The organism is Vibrio sp. RW (assembly GCF_027587105.1).
Lineage (GTDB): Bacteria > Pseudomonadota > Gammaproteobacteria > Enterobacterales > Vibrionaceae > Vibrio > Vibrio toranzoniae.
This window is the reverse complement of the sequence record NZ_JAPPTM010000057.1, coordinates 1-4503: the sequence shown is the minus strand read 5'-3', so window position 1 is coordinate 4503 and position 4503 is coordinate 1. Positions and strand designations below refer to the sequence as shown.

7 protein-coding genes are annotated in these 4503 nt (G+C 38.6%); all 7 read right to left on the bottom strand.

All coding sequences use genetic code 11. The features are described 5' to 3' along the window. Positions 1 to 110: 110 nt before the first annotated feature. Positions 111 to 659 (bottom strand): hypothetical protein, encoded by a 549-nt coding sequence (locus OCT63_RS21195; RefSeq protein ID WP_161688570.1) that lies wholly within the window; start codon positions 657 to 659, stop codon positions 111 to 113. A gap of 141 nt (positions 660 to 800) precedes the next feature. Next, positions 801 to 1130 (bottom strand): hypothetical protein, encoded by a 330-nt coding sequence (locus OCT63_RS21190; protein WP_161688653.1) that lies wholly within the window; start codon positions 1128 to 1130, stop codon positions 801 to 803. Between the two features lie 165 nt (positions 1131 to 1295). Then, positions 1296 to 2069, bottom strand: a complete 774-nt coding sequence (locus OCT63_RS21185) for an aminoglycoside phosphotransferase family protein (protein WP_161688613.1) — start codon at positions 2067 to 2069, stop codon at positions 1296 to 1298. Positions 2070 to 2205: 136 nt separating this feature from the next. Then, positions 2206 to 2553 (bottom strand): hypothetical protein, encoded by a 348-nt coding sequence (locus OCT63_RS21180; protein WP_161688611.1) that lies wholly within the window; start codon positions 2551 to 2553, stop codon positions 2206 to 2208. A 188-nt stretch (positions 2554 to 2741) separates the two neighbouring features. Further along, the gene (locus tag OCT63_RS21175; protein WP_161688609.1) at positions 2742 to 3356 is read right to left on the bottom strand and encodes a hypothetical protein; all 615 of its coding nucleotides are present in this window, start codon (positions 3354 to 3356) and stop codon (positions 2742 to 2744) included. Between the two features lie 140 nt (positions 3357 to 3496). Beyond that, the gene (locus OCT63_RS21170) at positions 3497 to 3691 is read right to left on the bottom strand and encodes a hypothetical protein (protein ID WP_161675397.1); all 195 of its coding nucleotides are present in this window, start codon (positions 3689 to 3691) and stop codon (positions 3497 to 3499) included. A gap of 250 nt (positions 3692 to 3941) precedes the next feature. Continuing rightward, positions 3942 to 4503: hypothetical protein (locus OCT63_RS21165; protein ID WP_269984570.1), on the bottom strand; the 562-nt coding region annotated here is incomplete at its 5' end.

The following is a 4503-nucleotide window of genomic DNA, read 5'->3' as shown; positions in this document are numbered from 1 at the left end:
GTTAAGTGGTGAGCAACGCAAACCACCACACTTAAACCATTGTGCCGTAAACACTAAAGCTGAATCAAACCGAAAATGACAAGCGTTGGGAATCCGTCTTAAACGCTTTGTTAGTTGCGAACTTCAAGTGTTCGTAAGCATTTTTCCTTGTGTCCCTCAATTGTTTTCAGGAATGAGCCACATGAAAAACATCTAGTTTTACCTTTTAGGTCTACGCTGTTTTGAACGGAAAAGTGGTTCCACGACTCAGGATGTGACTGACTTACATGTTGGGTAAGATCAACTACCATTTTGGCGCAATATGGACAAGATACTTTATTGTGAACTGGTTTCTTTTTATGCTTTGCGCGCATTTCTTCAATGCGGTGACGAAGATGAGTCGTATATAAATACTCAACTCGATCTACGTGAAATTCAGCTCCTCGACACGAACGGATACCCGCAGATCGGAATTTTATGGAGAGTAAATATAAAGGATCACCAAGCTCAAGTTCTTGGAATAGAATGTACAATTCGCAAGCACTGTTGATGAATTCGGTAGAGTAAGTTGTAGCCCAACTTCCAGAACCGTGATGCGCTGGGAGATATTCTCCTTGCTTGGATTTACACTTTTCTACTAACACTCTAATTTGCTTCTTTTTGTTCTTTGATATTTCCATTTAGACTCCAAGCAACTAACGCCGCGTTAAGTGGTGAGCAACGCAACCCACTGCACTTAAAGTATTGTGCCGTAAACACTTAAGCTGAAGCAAACCCAGAATACCAAGCGTTGGGAATCCGTCTTAAACGCTTTGTTATGTTTATTTTTTGTACGCCAATGGACTAGAGCAAGTAAGCAGATCTCCTTGACTATATCCAGCCTTAATTTGACTAGACATACCACTTGGAGCAATAGTATTTGGCAATAACCATGTACCTGTTAATAGTAGAAATGCAGACACATACTCAACGCTTTCCCAGCGTTTTTCATTATCAGCAAGTGCCATAAGGATCTCTTGAGCCATTTCTCTAGACATAACCTGCTTCTGTCCCGTCAGAGCGAAGTAAGCATTTTTAAACTCTTTTTTTCTCCAATTATTTGGATCAGAGTGCAATTTTTCTATAATTTTTTTAGCTTTTTCTTCATTCATAATTAAGAACATAGCCTTGAATTTACACGAATTTTGATTGTAAACATAACGTCGCATTAAGGTGTGAGCAACGCTACCACAAAACTCAACCATACCACCGTAAACACAGAACCCAACGATGGAATAAAAAATGCCAAGCGTTGGGAATCACTCTTAAATGCTTTGTTAGTTGCACAATGCGCACTGAATTTGTTGTTTATTTTCAGTGATATATTCTATGTCATTTAGATAGGCTTGAAGATGACCTTGCTCTATATTTTCAGCAAAGGCTTCATTACTATTTTCAGCTTCACTACGCATGAAGGATACTAAAGCTTGTAATCGCTGAACCATAGCATCAGCTAATTGCTCTATTTCCGATTCAGTTGCACCATAACTGTCACAGAACAACTTAGCTCTAGCCACCTGATCTGAGATTGTGCCTAGTTTATCATTGCTGTCAGTTTTGAAAGGAGACCAACAATATACTGAATATGCTAAATCCCATACCCTTGGTGCTGGGTGCGCTGTATCAAAGTCAAACACACCAACAACTGTATTTTCTAATAGGGCAACATTGTATGGGGTAAAGTCACCATGACAGATAACCTCAAATGGTTCTCTCGGGTCTAACATCCATCGGTGTGCATTGACATCGAGTTGCTCCAAGAGTGAAGCTGTTGAGTCATGTATTTTTCGTAGTAATTTACCCGCTGAAATGAGTGCTTCATTTGTTGCGATTGCGCCAGCTAGCGGATAATTGTAGGTATTACCTGCGACAAAACTTAGGATTTCTTGGTCTTGATTTACACCAAGAAATTTTGGACATTCATCTACTTTTGTTTGCTCTAAGTGCTTCAAAATAAGATGAATCGTATTGCTCCATAGCTGAAGAGGTCGATAGACGACTTCACCATCTAGATATATTGCAGATTCTCTTCCACCGGATAATTCTTCCACGATACCTCCCTGTGCAACTAACGCTGCGTTAAGTGGTGAACAACGCGACCGCCGAAACTAAACCATTGTGACGTAAACACTTAATCCTAATCAAACTAAGAATGCCAAGCGTTGTGAATCCGCCTTAAACGCTTTGTTATGGCGATACTCTAAAGCGTTTCATTAACTCTCTTCTAGAACCCATAAGCTCTTGATATGATGATACATCTATTTTGAAACACATATGATTCTTATCATGCCGAATGTAAAAACCAGACTTATTCTCGCGCAAGTACTCTGTTGGAATGTCGAGCAAATGTATGTTCGTACCATCTTCAAGTAAAAAATAGATTTGCTTGAGCCGACTATCATCAATTTTGTCCAATGAAACTTCTAGCCACCAAACAGGCAGTGCCTTATTGATCTTTGAAAAGTGAGTATTACGGCTGCGAAAGTCAACACCATATATACTTCTCGCTCGTTGTATTGCTTCTGACTTTTTCATAATTAATGTCCTAGCCTTGGATACAAATCAATTATAGCAACTGATGAGTGTGATTTGTCCCTGCGCCATAACGCTGCGTTAAGTAGTGAGCAACGCCTGCCACCTAACCTAAAACCTTGCCACCTTAAACACTAAAGCTGAACCAAACTGAAAATGCCGAGCGTTGGGAATCTGTCTTAAACGCTTTGTTATACGCAAACCCGATTACACGCTTCAATCTCGATATCCTTTAATTTGGAGCATTTTCCTGTGCCATTCAGAGAGACTAGAAGTGGACAGTTATAGAGATCCAGTAAGTTCAACTTAGATAATTGCTCTATTCCCTCAAGGTTTTCTAGCTTTCTCGATGTAAGGTACAACTGTTCTAAGTTTTCCATACCACTTAGCGACTCTAAGTTCCGATTTGGGTAGTTTTGGATATTTAACTTCCTGACACTATCAAGTTTAAATACTGAACTTAGACCTTTGGACCAAGTAGCTAAAAAAACCTTCAAACCGGAAAAGCTCGAAAAATCTATTTTTTGTTGGCTTTTGCATTGAAGCCCTAATACTTCCAACTGTGGTAAAAATTCAATACTCTTCAAACCGGTTGCATCCCAAACATATATTTCCAAACTTCTTAGAAAAGTGAGTTTTGATATGAATGATATGTCTCGTTCTTGGAAGCCTAGTGAGCTTTCCAATCGAAGTGCCCTAATATCGTTAGAAAGCATATAATTTAAGACATGATCTGACCAAGAGTCTTTTAAGATTAATACCTTACCAATCCCATTGTCATCATCACGTATTTCGAATTTGTCCATTTTTCGCCTTTGCGTATAACGCCGCGTTAAGTGGTGAGCAACGCAGACCACTGCACTTAAACCATTGTGCCGTAAACACTAAATTCAAAGCAAACCGAAAATGCCAAGCGTTGTGAATCCGTCTTAAACGCTTTGTTAGGCTAATTCTTACCAACGAAGACTTTAGCTTTACCATATAAAAACGTCAGCACAAAATATACCGAGAGATACAAGGTAAAGTCGAACAGCGCGAGCTTGAAATTAAATGGGTCTGAAATGATATTGTAAGTCAGACCGATTTGCATACCTATGTACTTGGCTATTAAGACTGTGCTGAGGAAGATTATGATTTTCATTGAGTTACCATACGCCCATAAGAAACAAAGGTTATAGAACCATAATATTTTCGTACAATAAACAATCTCACCGCCCACTAGCAAATTTTGCGACTAACAAATCAATTCTGTGGAAGTTAGCCTAACGCCGCGTTAAGTGGTGAGCAACGCTACCACCTTACCTAAACCATTGTGCCGTAAACACTAAAGTTGATTCAAACTAAAAATGCCAAGTGTTGCGAATCCGTCTTAAACGCTTTGTTAGGCTAATTTATACACGATTTTCTACGTTACTCATTTTCCATGTTTCAACATAGCTTTTATCATAGCTGCATTTGTACTTAACTTTAAATTCAGGCAAGGATTCGATAATAGTTCTATTTGTATTTTCATCTTCAATTTTTGAACCATCATAATTGTAAAATTGAATGAATATACCTTCGCCAAGAGAAGGTATTACACTATCAGATACTGAAGCATTGCATTTTATACTAAAGTCAAAATGTACTAAACCTACCCTTTTCATCAAATCGCTGTAATCGTTGCCTGAGTAAAGATTATAACTCTTACCATCAATGATATATTCTAACTTTTTGATAAAAGCTGGGCCTTGCCCGTGATTGCGAAACCTTATAGATACACCATGCTTCAAGGAACTTTCACTTTCTATTATCAATACCGGTCTTAGAGTTAACATATTGTGTTTTCTGCTCACATGACCTTGTAGAATAACTACGACCAAGGCAACCAGCGCAACAAGAACTGATGAAATTGCGATTATGTCACTATTTGTTATTTCAGAAATAATACTATCCTCCAACCCTATATTTAGC